Here is a 21257-nt window from a genome sequence, read left to right on the forward strand (position 1 = left end):
AACCGTTTAATGCAACTCGCAATGTCCGTAACTTACGGACATTGCACCTTAAAACTCAAAGATAACTCTGCTATCAGTAACGTACTACGGTTTGATTCCTGCCATTGTGCTTCGCTTGATACAGCGCATCGTCAGCCGATTTAAGAACCGCGTTAATCGGCTCATTCGTGCCATCCCAGTGGGATACACCAACTGAAATCGTCACGTTACCAACGGTCAAAAATTCGTGTGATTCAATCGATTTTCTTACTCGTTCTGCAACCACGAGCGCCTGATCCAGATCCGTTTGCGTCAGAAAGACAATGAACTCTTCCCCACCAGCGCGACATACTGCATCACCCTCCCTCGCCTGATCCTGAATTAACGTCGCAACGCTCTTTAGTAACGCATCTCCCGCATCATGGCCGAAGGTATCATTCACTTTCTTAAAATAATCAACGTCCAATGCAAGTACGGAAAATGGCGTGTTTTGCTCGCGGAGACTTGCTACCGCCTTGTCTAACCCTCGACGATTTAATAAACCGGTCATCGAATCCGTTAAGGTGTCTAAGTGAAGCTGATCAATGGTGTTAGAGACAATATTCATCGCACTTACAAAACTGCGTTTCAGATAACTCGCCTCAAAGTACCACGGCTTGATCTGCGTGAAATCATTCTCGTCCGAAGTATGGTTCTCAAAGTTCTTCACTGCGCTGGCCAACTGCCACAATGGTTTGGATATGAATACTGAAGAAATCCAGATAAGTAAAAGTGTGAGTGCGCCGATAGGAAGCGTCTCTAGAAACACATTCCACATTTGCTGATCCAGCATCGATAGCGTGAGATCTTTAGGTCTCTGCGCAACGATCCCCCATCCCGCATGCTTTACTGGTGCGTATCCGGCAAGCATCTCCGTACCCAGAGAATTTACGATGTCCTGCTGCCCATATTTTCCCTCAATAACGGCATCGACGGCCTCATTGTTGACGACTTGCTGCCCTATCCTACGTTTGTCAGGATGGTATATCAGGGTGCGATTCTGGTCGACAACATAAAGATAAGAACCATCTTTATAGCTATGTTTACCCAGTAACGTCATCAGTATGTTTTTTTGCTCGAGATATATGGTGCCTGCAACGTACCCCATATACTCTCCATTACCCGAAAATATAGGATATGAAAGACTGGTTAAATAATTTCCAGCAGGAGAGACAAACGGATCCGTAATTTTCGGCGCTTGCGAGTGCAAAGATTGCATCAAACGCTCGCTGTTCAGACGCATACCTTTCACTTGCAACGTTTCAGGCGAAACAGAAACAATCACGCCTTCTGAATTGACGATAACAACCGAGTTAAAGGAATTGGTTTGGCGCCTTAAGCGATCTACTTCTCTCTCCAGAACCTCGGGATCATCCATTGTCGTACTGAGTGTACGAGCGCTGTATTCAAGCTGTGACATCGCAGAATCGATGAAGGAATCCGTCATTTCCGCCAATTTCTCAGCGTAAACACGATTCGACTCCATAGTGTTGCGCATAATCAGATCATGCTGCACTCGATAGATCGAGTAAAAAGCATTGAGCAATGTAACAACGACACTGAACACGCATAGAATCAGGATTAGCTTTCTTAAATTCAATTTGGCCCACATCTAACTATTCTCTACTACTTATTCTATGAATGCTCTGGCTAATCTAAACGTTCGAATGTCGCGGTCAAGTAAAATTGACTATAGTTTCAAAGTTTAATCAGTACTGCCTTGCTGATGCATGCATCCAACCTCAAAAACGCGTTGGTATTGGGGCAGGTAGTCAATATCTCGCTGGTGACCACTGGGATCAAGCTGGGTCATGGATATGTCATCCAGTAACAGCTGACCACTGTCAAGATCTTCTAATCCGGCAAGCACTCGCAACAGACTGAATTTTCCGGCTCCATTGCCACCCAGTAGAATGTTGTGACTTCCGGCTTTGATACTGAGCTTTTCGATCACCTCTATCATCAGCCCATGCTTAATGGTTATTTCCAACAAACATAAATGACAACAGTTATCATTTATATGCGAGTATTTAACTTCGTAATAGTGAAAATCTAGATAGGATTATTAATGCAATTTACCTAATAACCATAATGTATGCATTGAATAAAAAGCATCTGTTAATAAGAATATAAATTGATATTTATCACATTGACTCATTAGTCAATTACATTATATTTCATTTAAACCTATTTAATTCAGTCCGAATCCTGTTGTTCTACTTTACTTGATAGAGAGCATCTCAGGCTGTTATGTAAAAATAAACCGAGCAGCAATGCTGCTCGGCTTGGCATGTAAGTTCTTATTAAAATCGATACCTAATGTCGAATCCATTTAACCAGGGCGTTTAGAACTACCCTAGGAATTGAATAATCGGTTAGTGTGATATTACTCAGTAAAACGCGATTGCAACTCTGACAACGTCAGATTAACGCTTTGATAACCACCAGTTGCTAAATACCAGTTGGTAGGATTCAAATAGTAAACCTGATCTTCTTTCCATGCCGGTGTATGCGTAATCGCTTCTTTTGCAGCGAGCGTCTGTTCCGCTTGACCTTTCTCACCCGTAGCGGCTCCGCGATCAAGTACAATCAACCATTCAGGCTTACGATCCAACGCTCGTTTTAGCTTTTGTTCACCCAATAACTTGGCCGCTTTCGCTTCTTCAGAACCAGATTTTGGCCTTGATTGCGGCTTTGCCGCCGTAGAAGGCGCAACAACTGAAGACAAGCCCGATAACTCATACAGCATCCCGAATCGATCACCTGGGGCATGAAGCATAACGTTATCTTTTATGGTGAAGAGTACTAAACCACCACCTTCTTTGCTCCCTAGAGACTGGAGCGTCTTAATTGACTTGCTTAGATCAGTTGCTAATTTATTTGCTTGCTGTTCTCGGTTGAAGATTGCTCCTAACGTTGTCAGATTCTTGAGGATTCCGGCCTCATAAGCAGACGGGTCAATGCTCATATCAATCGTTGGTGCCAACTCTGTCAGTTCCGGATATGCTGAACTCGAACGTCCAGCAACAATGATAAGATCTGGATCGATGGCTTTGATTGCCGCGTAGTCTGGTTTGAATAGAGTTCCCACCTTTGCTACTTTCTCATCAGTGTACTGACTTAAATAAGTAGGAAATAACGCATCAGGAACTCCAACAGCGGATACTCCTAGCGCATCCATAGTGTCTAACGAAGCGAGGTCAAACACCACGACTCGTGTTGGTTGTTGTTCTATTGTCGTAACACCTTGTCTATGGTCAATATCGAGTGGGTAAGCCCATGCCAATGTTGCTGGAGAAATACTGGCGACAAGTGCCATAAGGGTAATTTTAATGCTCTTCATAAGTCTCTCTCGGCTGAAGTTCGCATCCGAATCATCAGTCCTGTTATTCATAAAAGGGAAAGTAATAATGCGGGACCATCGAGGGGACAGATCTCCCCTCGAATGAACATTCCGAATTAGAAGTTGTAAGCCACAGACACGTGATATTTACGCCCATCCAGGATGTAGCGATAATCCGCATCTTCTTCTGGATTCACTTCTTCGTTAAAGACGTTGTATACCCCTGCCTTTAGGTTAAGGTCACGTTTTGGCTTGTACACCAGACCTAAATCGTAAAAGGTGTAATCCGGAATAGTTAGACCATTAGTCGAACTGCCACTGGTACCAGTTTGCCAACGGCCGGAGGTCTCTCCTCGATAATTACCTTGCGTCCACAGCAACAGTCGCTCGGTCGCTTGCCATTCCAACGAAGCATTGAACATGTGTTTGGCGATATCGTTGAGTGGCTCACCTGCGTATTCACCCGTCTTTTGCTCAGTTTTGGTGTAAGTGTATGAGTTTCGGTACTTCAGGTCTTGAGTAAATTGGTAATCAAGGGTGAACTCAATCCCAGACATTTCCGCTTCTGCGATATTTTCATACGCCGTATAGCCATACTGATGTGCAGGGTAGTATGTGCCGTTGTAATAACACTCGACATCCGCTTCACATACACGGCCTGTGCGGTTGATCTTGTCTTTAAATTCAGAGATGTAAGCCGTTAGAGTTGTTGATAAACCAGAACCGTAAAGGTCGTCATAGCCGATACCAATTTCGTAGTTTAGACTCGTTTCCGGTTTTAACTCTGGGTTCCCAATAATTACACCCCCACGAGAGCTCGCGCCGAAATCATTCGCACTTTGACGTAAGCTAGGCGCTTTGTAGCCCGATGTCACACCGCCCTTAATGACTACTTCATCAGTTACGCCATAAACACCATAAATCTTAGGGCTAAATTGGCTACCAAAGTCTTGGTTGTCGTCGAAGCGGCCACTTAACACAATAGAAAGATCATCAATCGGTGCCCATTCGTTCTCCGCGAATATAGAGTATTGGTAGCGCTCCATTTTATTGACTGCATCAGCAACCGGAATCACAGGTGGGGTTAATCCATTGGTGGCACCATCTTCTAAACGCTCATTCTTATAGGTCGCGCCAATAGTCAATGTATTATGATCCCAAAACCAGTTAGCCTGAGAATTCAAAGTCAGCACATCAAATTGGATACCATTACCAGTAGTTTCGTTTGTGCGTGTTGAGTTATCGGAGTCATCGTAGTTAAGATACGTTTTCCAACGCATATCGTCATAATGACCTTCATGTTCGATGAAGAAAGTATCACGAACCGATTTGTCGTAACTCAATTCCGCATCACTGATACTACCATCGCGATTGGTCACCGTTTCAGCGATACTTACACCCGGCGTGTGAGTTCGTTCTTGCACATATCGGCTATATCCAGCAGCGATATTATTTTCCTCATTGATCACCCAGTTTAGTTTCGAAGAAAAGTTTTTACGTTTATATTCCGGATCTGATGCATAACTATCATCACCGCCGATAAAATGGCTTTCGTCTTGGTTTAAGAAAGATCCACTCAGTTGAAGAGAAAGTTTTTCCTCAATCAGAGGCGCATTCAGAACAAAGTTGGTTTGCATCGCATCTTCATTAACTTTGTTTGCGCTGTCTGCTTTAGTGTACTCTGTAGAAACACTTCCCCCCCACTCGTTGCGAACTTTTTTAGTGATAACGTTAATAACGCCACCCATCGCATCAGAGCCATACAGTGCAGAGGCTGGACCGCGAATAACCTCGATTCGTTCTATCTCTGAGACTGGCGGCAAAAAGTTGATCGGTGTGCCCGCTTGATTTCCATTGAGCCCGAATGCGTCGTTACCTTGTACAGGTCGGCCATCAATCAAAAATAACGTGTAGTCAGACGCCATGCCACGAATCATGATAGATTGCTCAACTCCGCCTCCCATCACTTGGACACCTGACATATTTTTTAAAACATCAGTAATATCGGTATACGCTCTTTTCTCAATTTCTTCCGCAGAAATCACCGACATCGTTGCAGGAGCACGCTGCAACGTTTGTTCGAAACCAGATGCCGTGACAACGACAGTTTCATCCGCAGAATTTTGTGCTTCTTCCGCCCAAGCTGCGCTTTGACTGATTAGGCCAAGTGACACTGCCAATGCAACTTGAGAGGGGGTCCAACTGAACATTTACAACTCCTTAATGTGAATAATTATCAATATCAAGCTTGATATGGGAATTATTCATAAAATTGATTTCGGAAATAGATCAATATGTGAGACACTTTGGACCACAAGTGGAACAATTCTCATTTGCAACACAATTCGGTGAATGCATAAGGAGCTGTATATGCAAGATCTAAGTGCTGTGCGCGCGTTTCATGCCCTTTGTCAGCATAAAAGTTTAACCGCAGCAGCAAAATCTTTGGGGCAACCAAAATCCACACTCAGTAGAAGACTCACGCAACTTGAAGAAGATCTTGGCCAGGCACTGGTAGCCAAACAAGGTAACCGGTTAACGCTAACCAAAGCGGGTGAAGTATTTTCAGTTTACTCTGAACAGTTATTAGAACTCGCAGGCAAAGGGAAAGAAGCACTCCATGAACTGAACAATCAAGTAACCGGAGAGATTACGCTTATCGTTCACCCAAACTTGACACGTCGATGGATGAGTCAAGTACTTGATATGTTTATGCAAAACCACCCAGACATTAAAATCCGCATATACAGTCAATTCCATCATGGAGAACACACTATTGATGCGGACCTCATTATTTGGATTGGAGACATTACTCCGATGGGATACCGCCGGGAACAACTCGGGCTTTGGCATTATGCCGCTTACGCTTCCCCTGCTTACTTGTCAAAGCACAGCAGACTCAGTCATCCAAAAGAGTTGATCAACCATCCTTGGATTGACTTTATTGCTGCGCGACAAGAAGCATTGTCATTGCATCATCCCACTTATGGCGATTATGAACTGCCTGCTTTAGAAAGCCGTCTACAAAGCGATAACTTAACGATGCAAGCGGACGCAATCGCAAAAGGAAGAGGTATCGGCTTACTGCCAACTTGGCTTGCGAATGGGTTTGAAAAATCCCATCCCGGCAGCTTAATGACTTGCCTTGACGGTTGGTTATCTACTCCAGCCACGGTGAACTGTTTTTACCCAATTGGCAGGCACCCGTTGAGATTGAAGTTGTTTATTGATGTATTACGTGAAACCCGCCCAGCAGAATGGGTATAGGCAAATAACAGGATACCCGTTGTTTTTCATATAATTGATTTATAATGTAAAAAATTAGGCGTCATCATTTTCTATCGTAATTACGTAACCAAGCTACCAGGATGATAAAAATAGTTTAAAGCCGAGCATCAAACTTGCTCGGCTTTAAACGTTGATTGGTTGTACCCCTGACAGCGTAACGCTAATGCGCCGGTAATTATCAATGGCTATTCCAAATAATCCTCTTAGCCCAATTGCAACTCCACGTTAAAGCTTCGTTAGAGCCAAACGGAGTACGATTACCAAGAGTAATTCAGTACCGCGTTCATCGATCGCCCAGGGTTGTAGTAGTTCGCTGTACCCGCACCCACAACATACTGCTTGTCAGTTAAGTTATGCACGTTAAGTGATAGTTGGGTAGATTTTGAAATACGGTAAGCGAATGCCGCATCAAAAAGCGTTGCTGCTTCGCTTTTTGCGGTATTGGCAGCATCAAAGTAATAAGTTCCCACGTAACGCGTACCTAAGCCGACATCCATCGTTTCATTAGGTAGAGTGTAGTAACCCCATAAAGAAGCACTATGATTTGGCGCTGCTGCAAATTCATTGCCATCCAAAACGTCACCGCCTCGAGTGCTACCACGAACCACTTCAGACTTCATGTATGAATAACCACCCGTTACATTGAAGCGATCGGTTATTTCCGCCTTCATTTCTAAATCAAGACCACGCACACGAGTTTCGCCAATAGTTTCACGTTCGATAGTGCCATTATCCTGAACGATCGCCATCGTGACATCATTCTTTTCGAGGTCGTAAACCGCAGCAGAGAACAGCGCATTCATAGCCAGTGGCGCGTATTTAACCCCTATTTCTAGTTGCTCGCCTCGTTCTGGTTTTACACCGATGCTTGGCGGTGCCACAGACTCAACCTGACTGAGATAGGTTGACCACTCATCCGTCACTTTTACCGTAAACGCACCACGCAGAGACGTCTCAGAGAAATCATCGCTTGAATAACTATTGCTGATGTCACGGCTCGATAGATCCATATAATCATGTCGCGCACCCAACGTTAGGATGTATCGGTCATCCAATGATAAATTTTGCTGAATGAACACCGATTTCGTTGTCTCATCCTGGTCATTTTTGCTGTATGGCGCTCCGATTGCGGGGATGCCCGAGTACGATGGATTAGCGATATCTATGTCACTCACATCACCAAATACTGATGCGTCCTGAGTCGAAGCATCACGGTACTCTAAGCCGATCAAGGAACTGCTATCAATACGCTCAAAACTTGCGTCGTATTGCATAATCATATTCCCGATGAGCTGCTCAGATTCAGTATCTGTCCCAAAGTAATCACGAGAGACAACGCTGCTTGTACGACTCTCAGAATCAGTCAAATACACATAACCGAAATCGTCTTCAAGTTTGCTGTAACGTAAGTTGCTGCTTAGAGAGATCCCGTTGTCAAAGTAATGTGCGAACTGGGCAGTAACATTGATACGTTCAACATCATGTTTGTTGTAATCAGGCTCACCGTAGAAATCACTGCGATCGTACTCTTTGTCCAATGGGTAACCACCGCTGTTAGGAGTCGTATCTCGACCAAGATAATCCACAATAAGGGTTGCTGTGGTTTGCACCGAAGGTTGCCAAGTAAGCCCGCCCATCACAAACTGAGAGATATTTTTTGAATGATCGTATTCGAGATCGCTGTCTTTGATTTTAGTCGTGAAACGATAAGCGACGGTTTCCGACTCGTTAAGCACGTCACCAAAATCCAATCCGAGTTCTTTATTATCGAAAGAACCATAAGAAGCATAAGTATTGCCAATACGTTCAAACTTAGGTCTTTTACTGACAAAGTTCACTGAACCACCAGGGTCTGCTGGGCCAAACAGCGTTGAGTTTGCACCACGAATGACTTCAACACGTTCATACGCATACGGATCTTCACGTACGCCACGCATAGAACCTAACGTCATACCATCACGGTAGGTTGTTGCCTGAAATCCCCGGATTTTGAAGTAGTCATTTCGATCATCAGAGCCGTAATAATCCGTGATTAAACCTGGGGAATACTGAAGAATTTCTTCTGTGGTGGACGCATTACGCTGGTTGATCTCTTTTTCAGTAATAACAGAAACTAGTGCAGGGGTATCCTGAACATTGGTGGCAACTTTACCGCCAACCCAGAGTTCTTCAGCAACCGTGGTATCAGCATCACTCGCTATTGGTTGCCCATAAACCGTAATAGTGTTTACACGATGAGCTTGATCTTCTTGAACACTATCTTGAACTTCTGAATAAACAAAACCTGAATAAGAAAGGACAGGCACAAAGCAGAGAAGTATGTGCATCGCACTAGAACGTTCCCTACGACTTCTAATATTTTCCATTTTTATAATCCTATACTGCTACTTTTATTGTTATTTTATACTATTGATAATGCAAACGATAATGCTTACTATTTGTGGTAATTTAAATTGATATATAGTTATCAACCGATGCCGAGAGAGAAATAACTCAATGGAGCTACGCCACCTCAAATACTTTTTAGCTGTCGCCGAAACACAAAATATTCGTTTAGCGGCTCAAAAGGTGCATGTCACTCAGCCTGCCATTTCGCGAAAAATCAAAGAATTAGAAACCGAGTTAGGCATTCAGCTATTCGACCGCTTACCTAAAGGATTACGCCTGAACCGCGCTGGAAAGATTTATCAAAAACAACTTGGAGCGATAATCAGGCAAATTGATGATGCGAATGAACGCGTCCGTCAGTTTACCCATACCGAATACGGATCTCTCGCGCTAGGAGCGCCTGACTTTGTACTGTGGGAAGGGCAAGTTAATCAATGTGTTAACCAGTTTCGCCATGATAATCATGAAGTAGAACTGGAAGTGTATTCAGACACACCAATGGTGCTGCTAAAGCGTTTAGAATTAGACCAAATTGATGGGGCTTTCCTGTATCATTTCTCTGATCTTTCTTCCGAATACTCCGTTCACCCTATTTCCCAAGACAGACTAGTTCTCGCCTATCCATCCGATTGGAAAAAGGCCATCTCACCGTCCATCAGCATCGATGAACTCAATCTCATCCCTTCTGTGCGCTTACCGAGAAGCGCTGATCCGTACTACTACGATTGGCAAGAAAACGTATTTAATGAGATAGGCTGGACGCCACAAGTGACTCAGTGGGCACATGGTGAAAGTACTATGCTTGGCTTAGTCGCGGCTGGCAATGGCGTTGCGATCGTTAACGAACGCCACTTTACACGACCATCGAATATGCTCTGCTATACACCACTGGATGTATTACCCCACACATCACCACTAAGCTTTGTGTATAAAAATACTTCTGATAATCCGGCCCTGATGGAGTTTTTGCAGCTACTGTCCAACTAACTGTTGTCTTTGGTGTATCCGCTATTTCAGCTTGTGCCGACCGATTGGAATCATCATAGGAATGTTCGAAACCGGATCGATAATGATGTGGTTGTTCAAACCAAATACCGTTTGAATGGTGTCATTGGTGAGCACGCTGGAAGGTTCACCATGGGCATGAACCTGCCCGTTAATCATCGCTAACAAATAGTCTGAATAGCGGGCAGCTAAATTGAGATCATGCAGAACCATCACTACGGTAATCCCTCGCTGAAGATTCAAATCCACCAGTAAATCCAGCACTTCAACCTGATGGGTCACATCTAAAAACGTGGTCGGTTCGTCGAGCAACAGAATATCTGTCTCTTGTGCAAGCGCCATTGCTATCCAAACACGCTGACGTTGCCCACCAGACAACTCATCCACTTCTCTGTCTATCAGGTCTGTAATCTTTGTGACTTCTAGCGCATTGGATACCGCTTCGTCATCTTTGCTATTCCAGCGGGACATTAATCCATGATGTGGGTGACGACCACGGCTCACAAGATCGCCAACCGTAATGCCTTCCGGAGCAACCGGAGACTGAGGCAATAAGCCCAAAGTGCGTGCCAAAGTTCGTGTCGGGCTTTGATGGACAGACTTTCCGTCCAGCAGCACCTGACCGCTAGATGGCGCAAGTAGGCGAGATATCGTTCTTAACAGCGTCGACTTACCACAAGCATTAGCGCCAACAATCGAGGTGATTTTTCCTGGAGAAATATTGATCGAGAGATCTTTTACTATGGTTTTTTCGCCATAACCAGCAGACAACTGCTCTACCACAAGTTCATGAGCTTTTGTCACAACGCTCCCCCTTTACGATTCACGCGTATAATTAAATAAATAAGATAAGGAGCACCTAACGCGCCCGTGATAACCCCAACCGGATAGCGGCTTGGAAGTAAGAACTGTCCAATGTAATCCCCAGTTAACACTAATACCGCACCGACTAGCGCAGCGGGAATGAGCAAAGAGCCGTTTGAACCAACGATGCGAGCTGCGATAGGTCCGGATAGAAAAGCCACAAATGCAATAGGGCCTGTCACAGCAGTGGCCACCGCAATTAAACCGACGGCACAGACAATAACGGCTATACGGGTAAAGGTGACATTCACACCCAGAGCGGCGGCTGTGTCGTCCCCCATACGCAACGCTTCTAATGACTTGGTTTGACTCAGCAGCAGGCCACCGAAGAAAATCAGTGAAACCAACAATGACACACTTTGATCTATTTGTACTGAATTGACACTTCCGGTTAACCAACGCATCGCCTCTTGCAAATCCCACGATGAGGCTTGCGACAGTAGGTAGGCGATATAACTTTCAATCATGGCTGAAACGCCTATACCGACCAAAATCAATCGAGTGCCCGCCACACCATTTTTGTACGACAGGCCATACACTGTCAGCGCAACCGCTAAGCCAGCCAGAATAGAGAAAACCGCAACGGCAGAGCCATCCATATTCAGAACAATAATCGCAAACACTGCCGCAGCACTTGCACCGGAACTCACGCCCACGATGTCAGGGCTGGCTAACGGGTTACGCAGCATGGTTTGAAATGCAACACCCGCTAAGCCAAAACTCATTCCAACTAATAACGAAATTATCGCTCTGGGTAATCGTAAATGCCCAACGGTAAAACTCGCGCCGGGGATATTTTCTCCCTGCAATACTTTCCAAACGATAGCCGGAGGGGTATAGGATTGTCCTAAAACCAACGTTAAACACCAGGCTGAAACCGCTAAAATCATTAAGCCAATAATGATCAACACCCAGCGTCGCATGCGTTGCTGACGAGCCGTTCTCACCCGTTGTAAAAGAAGTAACTCAGCGGACATCATAATTCCCTTACTCGCTGACAGCGCACTATCCAGATAAAACATGGCGCGCCAATAAATGCAGTAACCACACCGACAGATAACTCACTTGGACGGGAAATGATTCGCCCAATAATGTCTGCCAGCAGAAGCAAACTTGCACCGCCCACCGCCGAGAAAGGCAACAACCAGCGATGATCAACACCCACTAACAGACGACAGAAATGCGGTACAACCAAACCGACAAACCCAATCGGGCCACAAATTGCGGTAGTTGCACCACAGAGCAAAATAGCGCCAAGTCCGGCAGCACTTCGAGCCAGAACCACATTCTCACCCAAACCAGCGGCGAGATCGTCTCCCAATGCCAAGCTATTTAATTTTCTTGCCGTTAAAGCGGTAATCACTAAGCCGACGATCAGAAAAGGCGACACAAGAACGATGGTTTCAAATGTTGCCCCACCGACACCGCCGATCTGCCAAGAACGTGCCCCGCCCGCAATATCATTCCGTGGTAACACAACAGCAATAGTAAAGCAGGACAATGCGGCAGAGGTTGCTGCGCCTGCTAACGCCAGCTTAAGCGGTGTGGCCCCGCCTCGCCCCATTGAACCGATGGTGTAAACAAATACCGCGGTAAGTGCAGAGCCTAAAATCGCCATCCAGACATAGCTCTGGATTTGATTCATCCCAAACCAAGCCAATCCAATGACGACGAAAAATGAAGCGCCAATGTTGACACCGAGAATACCGGGGTCTGCGAGTGGATTGCGAGTAACTCCCTGCATCACCACGCCTGCTAATCCTAAAGAGCCTCCTGCAATGACTGCCAACACAGTACGTGGGATACGCATCGCGACCGCGGCTTCGCCCACGGTATTTAGGTTGCCTTGAATTGCGCTGAAAATTTCTGCCCAGGATACTTCTCTCGTCCCTAACGCAGCAGAGAGCAGGCACAGAAGAAGCAACATCACCAGCAAAGCAACGAAGGACACTGAGCGAGAAACCTCAATCCCCCACAACGAAAACTGATTACTTTTTGAAATAGAAGTGCTCATTGCGCTTTACGTGCCGCCGCGGCCAACGCCTCAAGATAATCATCTAACACCCATGAGATAGACAACGGAGTTGGATTGGCTGCGGTGGCTAACGGCCCACGGCCTAACATCACGATCGACCCCTGCTTAACCGCATTCATTTTTGCCATCAGCGGGTTGTTCTCAAGCGGCTTCAACAGTTGTTCATCACCGTAGGTAACGAAGATATCAACATCATTAAACGCATCGATGTGTTCAATACTGGCTTCACCGGAAAATTGGCCAGAACGGCTCAAATCGCGAATGCTTTGCGATGAAACGAGATTTAAGTCGCTGAAGAATTTCACTCGCGTATCGTTGCCAGTGTAAAAGTGCATAACACTCAAATCGGTTGGATCCAAATGGGTAATAAACATCGCAGATTTGCCTTTAAGTTCTGGATATTTTGCAGATCGCGATGCTATGTCTTGCTCAATGCTCGCAATCAGTTCTTCGCCTTGTTTCACCATTCCCATACCAGTGCTGTTTATGCGGATCATGCTTCTCCAGTCTGTTGCCCAAGGTGTGTTTGGATATGCCACGACAGGTGCAATTAGACTTAGTGTTTCATAGTCAGCACGGCTCAAACCTGAATACGCCGCAAGAATGACATCCGGTTGCGTCGCAGCAACCGCTTCAAAATCAATACCGTCCCCCTCATCAAACAGCGTCGGAGTTTCTGCACCAAGCGCATCCAATCTCGCATTCACCCAAGGAAGAACCCCATCCCCATCATCGTCACCGAATTTCGCCGCAGCAAAACCGACAGGGACCACACCAAGCGCCAGTGGAACTTCGTGATTCGCCCACGCGACTGTCGCAACTCGCACTGGTTCTTGTTTAATTATCGTGGTGCCAAAGGCATGCTCAATTTTGATGGGATACTGAACGCTATCGTTAGCCCAACTAAACGCAGTGGTTAAAGAAAAAAGTAAAACGGTAATAACGGCTTTGAGATTCAACATACGATTGGCTTCTATTTTGGCGTCAACTTTATAACAGCGGCATCTCGTCTGAGATGGCATTTGACTCTGTCCTATGAGTTAGAACATGATAATGCAAACTAATTTCAAATGACACTAAGTATCATTTACAAATAGTTTACGACTGATAACCAAAACGAATGTATAAAAAACAGAGAAAGTAAAATGACTCAAATAACGACACTGGAAGAACTAAGAGAGCTCTATAGCACACCTCATCCGCTGGCTGTGGCTAAAGACATTAAGCACTTTGACCAACACACTCGAACTTTCATTGAAAACAGCAGACTGTTTTTTCTCTCATCGACTAATCAAGACGGATTTTTAGATGTCTCTCCCCGCGGCGGTGACGCAGGGTTTGTCAAAGTATTAGATGATAAGACTCTGGCTTTTCCAGACAGTCCAGGTAACAACCGTTTAGATACCTTAACCAACCTCATCACCAACCCAAAAGTCGGCATGCTGTTTGTGGTTCCGGGCATTGAAGATGTTATACGTGTAAAAGGAACGGCTTCTATCCACTGTGATGACGAAATCCGAGAACGTTGCTTGGATGGAAAAACCAAACCGAAGCTGGTAATAACGGTGACCGTTGATTCTCTGTTGTTCCACTGCCCTAAAGCATTAATGAAGTCCAAAATCTGGAGTAACGAGTCGTTTGTAGACAGAGCGTTTTTACCTTCTCTGCTTAAGATTATTCAGGATCAACAAGTCGAAAAAGAACAACGAGGGGATTGATACTAGAGAAGTTTTAAAACAATATAACTTCGAGACGATTGGTTTTGCAAGAATAGCTTGGTTCTCTACCCCCAATAATCCCACTCTTCACCAAGTTTGGCAGCTCGAAGGTACAAAAAAGTCAGCCGGTAACCGGCTGACTTTGCATACACTGCAGATCGATCCTGAACGATAAAATCACTTCTTCATCATCTTTGCTAAATCAGCAAATGGGTTGTATGTTGCTCCTTGGTGTTCATCTTCACCCGGCTTGATTTCACTGCCGTAACGTTCATGCTCCAGGTATTTACTATGCTCATGGTCGTGGCAATAAAGACACAACAACTCCCAATTGCTGCCATCTTCTGGATTATTAGTGTGGTCATGATCTTTGTGGTGAACCGTCAATTCACGCAGATTTGAGTACACAAACTCTCTAGCGCACCTTCCGCACACCCAAGGATAGAGTTTAAGTGCTTTTTCTCGATAACCAGCCTCTTTACGTGCATAACTAGCACTGGTTCCGTAGTAATCTGATGACATGTTTGTATCCTATGAATTATTTAATCTCGGATGCTAGCACGAGCCAAAATTAGAAAAAGTGATCAATATTAAGCCTCTCGTTACTCTTCATGACCAGAGATACAGAGGCTTGCAATGTCGAGCGAGAAACCGCAATCAGGGCATTACAAAGTTATTTTAGTCCTGACTTCTAGCTTCCTCAATAGAGTCTAAACAGCCGTGGACAACAGAAAGCCACGCTCACTGTTAAAGGCCACGCATTTGAATTCGGCGCAAAAACTCAGTGACAATTCTGTCATAGAGAAGGTCGCCTAAGAACGCATCTTCAACATGATGGTCAATGCTTGGGTTGTCATTGACTTCAATAACATAAGCTTTATCGTCAATCTCTTTGACATCAACCCCATAGATACCACTACCAATTAAGTTCGCAGCCTTGATTGCGGCATCGATAACCGCTTTAGGGGCATTTTTTATATCAAGAGTTTCAAAGCCGCCTGAAGTCACTTTGCCAGTATCATGATGTTTATAAATTTGCCAGTGACCACGACTCATAAGGTATTTACACACAAAGATTGGTTGACGGTTTAGTATGCCAATGCGCCAATCAAAGTCGGTTGGTAAATACTCCTGAGCTAATACCAAGGCGCTTTTTTCAAAGACTTTCTGACATTGAACGGTCAGCTCTTCACGATTTTTTACCTTAACAACGCCAATGGAAAAAGCCCCATCTGGCACTTTTAAGACCATTGGAAAACCGATGTTGAGCGCTGCCTCTTCCAACATATTATCCGCACCAGCACGTAGGATCATACTGTTAGGGATTGGTACTTTATTTAAGGTAAGCAACTCGGTCAAAAACACCTTGTTTGTGCATTTCATGATCGATTCGGGATCGTCCATGACCACTAGACCTAGGTTTTCTGCGGCTTTCGCAAATTTGTAAGTAAAATTGGAAATATTGGTCGTTGCACGAATAAACAGACCATCAAACTCACCTAATCTGCCCAAGTCGTTCGGCCCAATGACTTCCATATTAATGCCTAAGCGATTCGCTGCACGTTGAAATCGTCGAATTGCTTTCGGATCAGAAGGCGGCATTTTCTCTTCTGGATCGATCAGAATTGCGATGTCGTAACGGTATTTTTTGCTTTTCTTTCTATTGCGCCATACTTTGTGTGAAAACATTTCTAATGATTCGGCAAAGAAATCTTGCTCGCTATCATTCAATGACTGAAACGCACACGCTTCTAGTCGCGCTAATTGCCATTTTTTATTTACACGGACGAAACTTGCATCAAGAACTGGAACCATGAAATGCTCAAATATCCGCTGAGCCGTATTTTCTAAACCTTTTGTCTCAGTTCGACCAAAATAAATCTTGGCATCTATCTTATCTTGATTGGCAAAGTGACGTTCAAAATCGTTTTGTCTCAGGTTTAGCATGAACTGTTGGCTGAGATCATTAATCGTCATGACTCGTGGTATGACTCGATGATTTCTTGCTTCGGCCATCAGCGAGCAATAATATCCATTACTCATGTATTCATAAGAACGGCAGAGGTTTATAAGCTGAATGCTTTTGTTTTCAGTGAAAGCACCGCTGGTCAGGTAATCATTAATTGAAACAACATTTTCAGATGGAAAATACTGTTTCCAGTCGCTTAGTTCATCGGTAACAATAAGGATGTTTGCCATGCGTTAATTCCTATTGAGAGATTTCCGTTTTTACTCTTAAATAACAGCATTAAACCGACTAATCGAGGCTGCAATGAACTATAGCAACGCTCAACTCTGTGATTTAGATGCACTGCTCCACTTGGAGAATCAGGTATTCACCAGTGATAAAATCAGCCCTAGACAAATGAAACGATTTATTCAATCCGATCACAGCCAACTCTTTGTCGCGAAAGAGGGTGAGCAGCTCGCTGGATATGCCTTAGTGCTTTTTAACCAAGCGACACAACTTGCACGTCTCTACTCTATCGCCGTGTCTCCTGATTTTAGAGGCAGAGGCGTTGCAGACAAGTTAATTACACAATGCGAAGAAAGCACTGTTGGACGCGGATACATTACTCTAAGACTCGAAGTTAGAGAAGATAATTCAGCAGCAATAAATCTGTATGAAAAGCATGGATTCAAACCGTTGAAAACGTTGATTCATTACTATGATGATCTGGTTGATGGGCTTAGGATGCAAAAGCGACTTGTGACGCTGGGTCCAAGATTGACGCTGCCGATGCCACTCTATGTGCAAACGCTTCCATTCACTTGTGGGGCAGCTTGTTTGCTAATGAGCTTTGCTGCTCTCGGCGGGACTAAGCAGCCGACCCGTAAGAAAGAAGTCCAGCTCTGGCGAGAAGCGACGACCATTTTTATGGCCGGTGGACATGGTGGTTGCAGTGGTCAGGGCTTAGCGCTCGCTGCACACCGCCGAGGTTTCTCTGTTGAGTTGTGGTCACACTCGAAAGATACGCCATTTATCCATTCCGTCCGCGACCCACTGAAAAAATCGGTCATTGAACTTGTCCATGCTGATTTTGTTGATCAAATCGCACAAACTGATATCAAAGTTCAGGAAGAGCCCCCAAAAATCAAGCAAATAGAAGAATGGATCGAAAAAGGAGCCGCGGTTTTATTATTGATTAGTACCTATCGTTTCAACGGTTGCAAAGAGCCACACTGGATTGTTCTTAGCGGAATGAGTGAACAATTTTTTTATTTTCACGATCCATTGGTGGAAGACCCTAAAAACGTGGTGTCTGCCGCTTCTATACCGGTAGGAAAAAGCGCTCTGGATCAAATAGTAGGATTTGGTAAACAAAAACATACCGCATGTGTTGTCATTTTTCCCAAATAAATTGAAGGAGCCGTTTTTGAAACTTCATTAGAAGACAGAGACTAAAAAAGAAATGACTGACTAATAACACTGGTAATAGCTGCGAATTTGTTGTCAACATAACATTCGACGACTATGAATATTATATTGAGATTAACACTGTGTTCGGCTCAAAATGGGTGAAAAAATGGCGTCGTCAAAGGAAATTAGATTTTGTGACCAGTGTCTATGCGAAACGACACATACTATCGTGCATAAAAGACCATCTTTACAGGCAAAAATGGTGGAACGTTTTGCGGAAAAGGCAAAAGAAGGGGTGATTGAAAAATTGGATGAGGAGTTAGATCTTTCAACGAGTCACAGTATTTGTGAGAAGTGTGGAAAGATAACGTCCTACTGAGTTTGGAAATAGCGCCCATATATTTATAGTTGCGTACATGTATAACAACAACTATTACGTGACTACACAATAAAATGGCCTGATTTAGACGGTAAATCAGGCAAACTTCTACGAAATACCAAGAGTTACGAAACAATTTTAATCAACTCAATAAGAGAAATAACTCTCAGATAAATGGCAAAAGTGACGGTCCGCCAAGTAACGGGATGGCTGCAAAGGTCCATTTCCTATTTTTCATAAAACGTCTTTGTTAAGGATTGATACACATAACCTTCAATCAGCAACGTAAAGCCAAAAGAACAATCCATTCCCCTTCACTTTCTAGCTTCAAACGGGAAAAGAGTAATGAAAATTGACTGCCGTATCATAACGACAATCTAGGTTGGATGAAGTCGATGAAAGCCGAGATTCGCCTTGAGACTGAAGACGACTTGTAATAAACAGCATTGACTTGCTCTCGTCCAATATCAGCAAACTGTTCAGACTCTAAAAGAGGGATTAGTCGTCCTTCTTCAATATCTTTTTTCACCATAAAACCGGATAAGCACGCAATACCATTGCCAGCTAAGACTAACTGACGAACCGTTTCACCATTGCTTGAGGTAAAAGTTGGCTTTAAGACATCAAACCCTTTTAATGGCCAGTTGTTGAGAATCTTAGGGCTAGAAAAACCGATAGTTTCGTAATGCGCTAAATCTGCGGTTAGCTTGGGAATCCCGCGACGAGAAATGTAGTCCGGAGAAGCGACAATATAGAGAGGACTCTTACCCAGTGGACGGGCATGTAATGTTGAATCCGTTAATTTCCCGATACGAATAGCAAGATCGGTTCTTTTCTCGATGAGGTCAACAAAGCCTTCGTTGGATGTGAGCTCGAGCTGAATATCAGGGTAAGAGTCCTTAAATCCCTGAACAAGAGGGACTAACTGATGGAATACGAAAGGGCTAGCGGCGTCGACACGTAACTTGCCTTTAGGCAGCTCTCCTCGCGAAATGATCTCTTCCTCAGCCTTCTGGAGTTGCGCTAACCCGATTCGAACAGAAGCAACAAATTGTCGTCCTTCATCCGTGAGTTCTACACGCCGAGTGGTGCGATTCAATATCGACACGCCAAGTTGTTTTTCTATCTTGCTTACCGAGCGGGATACTCGTGCTAGTTGAACATCTAGTACATCTGCAGCTGCCGAAAACCCACCACTGTCAACAACTGCTAATAAAATTCCCAAGTCATCAGAACGTGTCAACATCACTAACCCCACACAAGTCATACACCCAACAAACTATTGCACTTATAACAAATATCATTTGCCATAAACATCGTTTTTCACAATTAGTGATTTACGCATAATCCGACTCTCGAAAGAACAACAAAATATGACTCAATTAATAGGAAGAGAGATTATGCCGTTAGCACTTCTTGCATTGACGCTCAGCGCCTTTGCTATTGGAACAACCGAATTCGTTATTGTAGGGCTTATTCCAACCATGGCCTTAGACTTACAGGTATCCCTGCCCTCTGCAGGACTCTTAGTGAGCCTATATGCTCTTGGTGTTGCGGTTGGCGCACCAGTATTGACAGCACTAACAGGCAAGTGGAATCGAAAAAGTGTTTTACTTGCCGTCATGTCGCTATTTGTGGCAGGTAATGTATTGGCATGGCAAGCTCCGGGTTACAACACTCTGATTTTAGCTCGCATTCTTACTGGACTAGCACATGGTGTATTCTTTTCAATCGGTTCGACAATTGCTACAGGACTGGTTTCAAAAGAAAAAGCAGCTAGTGCCATCGCGATCATGTTTACAGGCTTAACAGTCGCGCTGGTAACAGGGGTGCCGCTAGGTACTTACATTGGACAATCTTTTGGTTGGCAGGCGACGTTCTTGATAGTAGCGGTTCTTGGTTTGGTTGCTTTAATCGGAAGCGCGTTTTTGGTGCCAAGTAACCTCAAGCAACCTCCTGTGACTAAGTTGACGTCACAACTAAAAGTATTGACGCAACCTCGCTTGCTACTGGTCTACGCAATCACTGCTTTGGGCTATGGCGGCACATTTACTGCCTTTACTTTTTTAGCCCCGATTTTGGAAGAAGTATCGGGATTTGATTCAAGTGCGATTAGCTTGATCATGTTGGTGTACGGCGTTTCTGTCGCAGTGGGCAACATTTGGGGTGGAAAAATGGCTGATAAAATGGGCCCGATTAAAGCACTCAAAGTTATCTTTTCTGCTCTTGCTACTGTTCTGCTTGTCTTTAACTTTTCTGCAGTCAACCCTGTAGCTGCTGTTGCCACCATTTTAGTTTGGGGAGCATTTGCGTTCGGTAATGTTCCTGGCTTGCAAGTTTATGTAGTGCAACTTGCAGAGAAGCACACACCTAACGCCGTAGATGCCGCTTCAGGTCTGAACATTGCGGCATTTAACGTCGGTATTGCACTAGGCTCTTGGGGAGGTGGAATGATCGTTGCGAAAGCTGGCCTAATGAATACACCATGGATAGGAGCAGTTATCGTGGCTATCGCTCTAGCTCTCACTAGCCTGAGTGGTAAACTCGATAAACACGCCAAAGATAGCTCAGATTTTAATAATGTAACGCAGAGCATTTAGCGAAATTTCCCGAAGGATTTCGTTTGTTCTTAACCAGCTAAAGATTACTTTGGCTGGTTTTGCATTTTTAAAAGTCAGGCCAACAAAGTTTGAACTACCCTAGACCCAAAATTGCTTTCGAAGGTAGTCGTCACATACTAACCGATCATTCGCTTTATAGAACATCCCAGCTCACTTTCACTCGCGAAGGGAAATGATCGACAGTCTAATCTAATATTAGTCCGTACTTTTTGTATATAGCAGATCAAATTGTATAAG

Annotated in this window: 17 protein-coding genes; 5 read left to right on the plus strand and 12 right to left on the minus strand. The window is 44.4% G+C overall.

What is annotated here, in order from left to right; all coding sequences use genetic code 11:
* Nucleotides 1-73: 73 nt before the first annotated feature.
* The 4 genes from ACWYU8_RS07640 to ACWYU8_RS07655 form a co-directional block, all read right to left on the minus strand.
* Nucleotides 74-1630, minus strand: coding sequence for a sensor domain-containing diguanylate cyclase (locus ACWYU8_RS07640; RefSeq protein ID WP_457518561.1), 1557 nt, complete (start codon nt 1628-1630; stop codon nt 74-76).
* Nucleotides 1631-1723: 93 nt separating this feature from the next.
* Nucleotides 1724-1981 (minus strand): ATP-binding cassette domain-containing protein, encoded by a 258-nt coding sequence (locus tag ACWYU8_RS07645; RefSeq protein WP_457518563.1) that lies wholly within the window; start codon nt 1979-1981, stop codon nt 1724-1726.
* Nucleotides 1982-2404: 423 nt separating this feature from the next.
* Complete coding sequence (locus ACWYU8_RS07650) at nt 2405-3361, minus strand: siderophore ABC transporter substrate-binding protein (RefSeq protein WP_457518565.1); 957 nt, start codon at nt 3359-3361, stop codon at nt 2405-2407.
* 116 nt (nt 3362-3477) lie between these two features.
* Nucleotides 3478-5571 carry a TonB-dependent receptor domain-containing protein gene (locus tag ACWYU8_RS07655; RefSeq protein ID WP_457518567.1) on the minus strand — a complete coding sequence of 698 codons (2094 nt, stop codon included), beginning with the start codon at nt 5569-5571 and terminating at the stop codon, nt 3478-3480.
* A gap of 160 nt (nt 5572-5731) precedes the next feature.
* Between ACWYU8_RS07655 and ACWYU8_RS07660 the strand changes: the two genes are divergently transcribed.
* Nucleotides 5732-6628: a LysR family transcriptional regulator gene (locus tag ACWYU8_RS07660; protein ID WP_457518569.1), complete on the plus strand. Its 897-nt coding sequence runs from the start codon at nt 5732-5734 to the stop codon at nt 6626-6628.
* Nucleotides 6629-6906: 278 nt separating this feature from the next.
* Here ACWYU8_RS07660 and ACWYU8_RS07665 read toward each other — a convergent pair whose 3' ends face one another.
* Nucleotides 6907-9015 (minus strand): TonB-dependent siderophore receptor, encoded by a 2109-nt coding sequence (locus ACWYU8_RS07665; RefSeq protein WP_457518571.1) that lies wholly within the window; start codon nt 9013-9015, stop codon nt 6907-6909.
* Between the two features lie 130 nt (nt 9016-9145).
* Here ACWYU8_RS07665 and ACWYU8_RS07670 point away from each other — a divergent pair, with 130 nt between their 5' ends.
* Nucleotides 9146-10024: a LysR family transcriptional regulator gene (locus ACWYU8_RS07670; RefSeq protein WP_457518573.1), complete on the plus strand. Its 879-nt coding sequence runs from the start codon at nt 9146-9148 to the stop codon at nt 10022-10024.
* 21 nt (nt 10025-10045) lie between these two features.
* On the opposite strand, the gene ACWYU8_RS07675 is transcribed toward ACWYU8_RS07670, so the two are convergent.
* The 4 genes from ACWYU8_RS07675 to ACWYU8_RS07690 are packed head-to-tail and all read right to left on the minus strand — an operon-like array spanning nt 10046 to nt 13903.
* On the minus strand, nt 10046-10846 hold the full coding sequence (locus tag ACWYU8_RS07675) for an ABC transporter ATP-binding protein (RefSeq protein ID WP_457518575.1): 801 nt from the start codon (nt 10844-10846) through the stop codon (nt 10046-10048).
* Nucleotides 10843-11883 (minus strand): FecCD family ABC transporter permease, encoded by a 1041-nt coding sequence (locus tag ACWYU8_RS07680; protein WP_457518577.1) that lies wholly within the window; start codon nt 11881-11883, stop codon nt 10843-10845. Before ACWYU8_RS07680 ends, ACWYU8_RS07675 begins: the two co-directional genes overlap by 4 nt.
* Complete coding sequence (locus ACWYU8_RS07685) at nt 11883-12920, minus strand: FecCD family ABC transporter permease (RefSeq protein WP_457518579.1); 1038 nt, start codon at nt 12918-12920, stop codon at nt 11883-11885. Before ACWYU8_RS07685 ends, ACWYU8_RS07680 begins: the two co-directional genes overlap by 1 nt.
* Nucleotides 12917-13903 carry an iron-siderophore ABC transporter substrate-binding protein gene (locus ACWYU8_RS07690; protein WP_457518581.1) on the minus strand — a complete coding sequence of 329 codons (987 nt, stop codon included), beginning with the start codon at nt 13901-13903 and terminating at the stop codon, nt 12917-12919. The genes ACWYU8_RS07685 and ACWYU8_RS07690 overlap by 4 nt, the downstream gene beginning before the upstream one ends.
* A gap of 183 nt (nt 13904-14086) precedes the next feature.
* Here ACWYU8_RS07690 and ACWYU8_RS07695 point away from each other — a divergent pair, with 183 nt between their 5' ends.
* Nucleotides 14087-14659 carry an MSMEG_1061 family FMN-dependent PPOX-type flavoprotein gene (locus tag ACWYU8_RS07695; protein ID WP_457518582.1) on the plus strand — a complete coding sequence of 191 codons (573 nt, stop codon included), beginning with the start codon at nt 14087-14089 and terminating at the stop codon, nt 14657-14659.
* 177 nt (nt 14660-14836) lie between these two features.
* Here the strand turns inward: ACWYU8_RS07695 and ACWYU8_RS07700 are convergent, their stop codons facing one another.
* Together ACWYU8_RS07700 and ACWYU8_RS07705 are read right to left on the minus strand one after the other, a co-directional pair.
* Entirely contained in the window at nt 14837-15181 is a 345-nt protein-coding gene (locus tag ACWYU8_RS07700; RefSeq protein WP_444493613.1) for a YajD family HNH nuclease, read from the minus strand.
* 225 nt (nt 15182-15406) lie between these two features.
* Nucleotides 15407-16858, minus strand: a complete 1452-nt coding sequence (locus tag ACWYU8_RS07705) for a RimK family protein (protein ID WP_457518584.1) — start codon at nt 16856-16858, stop codon at nt 15407-15409.
* 73 nt (nt 16859-16931) lie between these two features.
* Here ACWYU8_RS07705 and rimI point away from each other — a divergent pair, with 73 nt between their 5' ends.
* Nucleotides 16932-18020, plus strand: a complete 1089-nt coding sequence (rimI, locus tag ACWYU8_RS07710; RefSeq protein ID WP_457518586.1) for a ribosomal protein S18-alanine N-acetyltransferase — start codon at nt 16932-16934, stop codon at nt 18018-18020.
* Nucleotides 18021-18763: 743 nt separating this feature from the next.
* Here rimI and ACWYU8_RS07715 read toward each other — a convergent pair.
* Nucleotides 18764-19645: a LysR substrate-binding domain-containing protein gene (locus tag ACWYU8_RS07715; protein WP_457518588.1), complete on the minus strand. Its 882-nt coding sequence runs from the start codon at nt 19643-19645 to the stop codon at nt 18764-18766.
* 154 nt (nt 19646-19799) lie between these two features.
* Here ACWYU8_RS07715 and ACWYU8_RS07720 point away from each other — a divergent pair, with 154 nt between their 5' ends.
* Nucleotides 19800-20999: an MFS transporter gene (locus ACWYU8_RS07720; protein ID WP_457518590.1), complete on the plus strand. Its 1200-nt coding sequence runs from the start codon at nt 19800-19802 to the stop codon at nt 20997-20999.
* The last annotated feature ends 258 nt before the right edge of the window (nt 21000-21257 follow it).

This window comes from Vibrio limimangrovi (assembly GCF_054064025.1).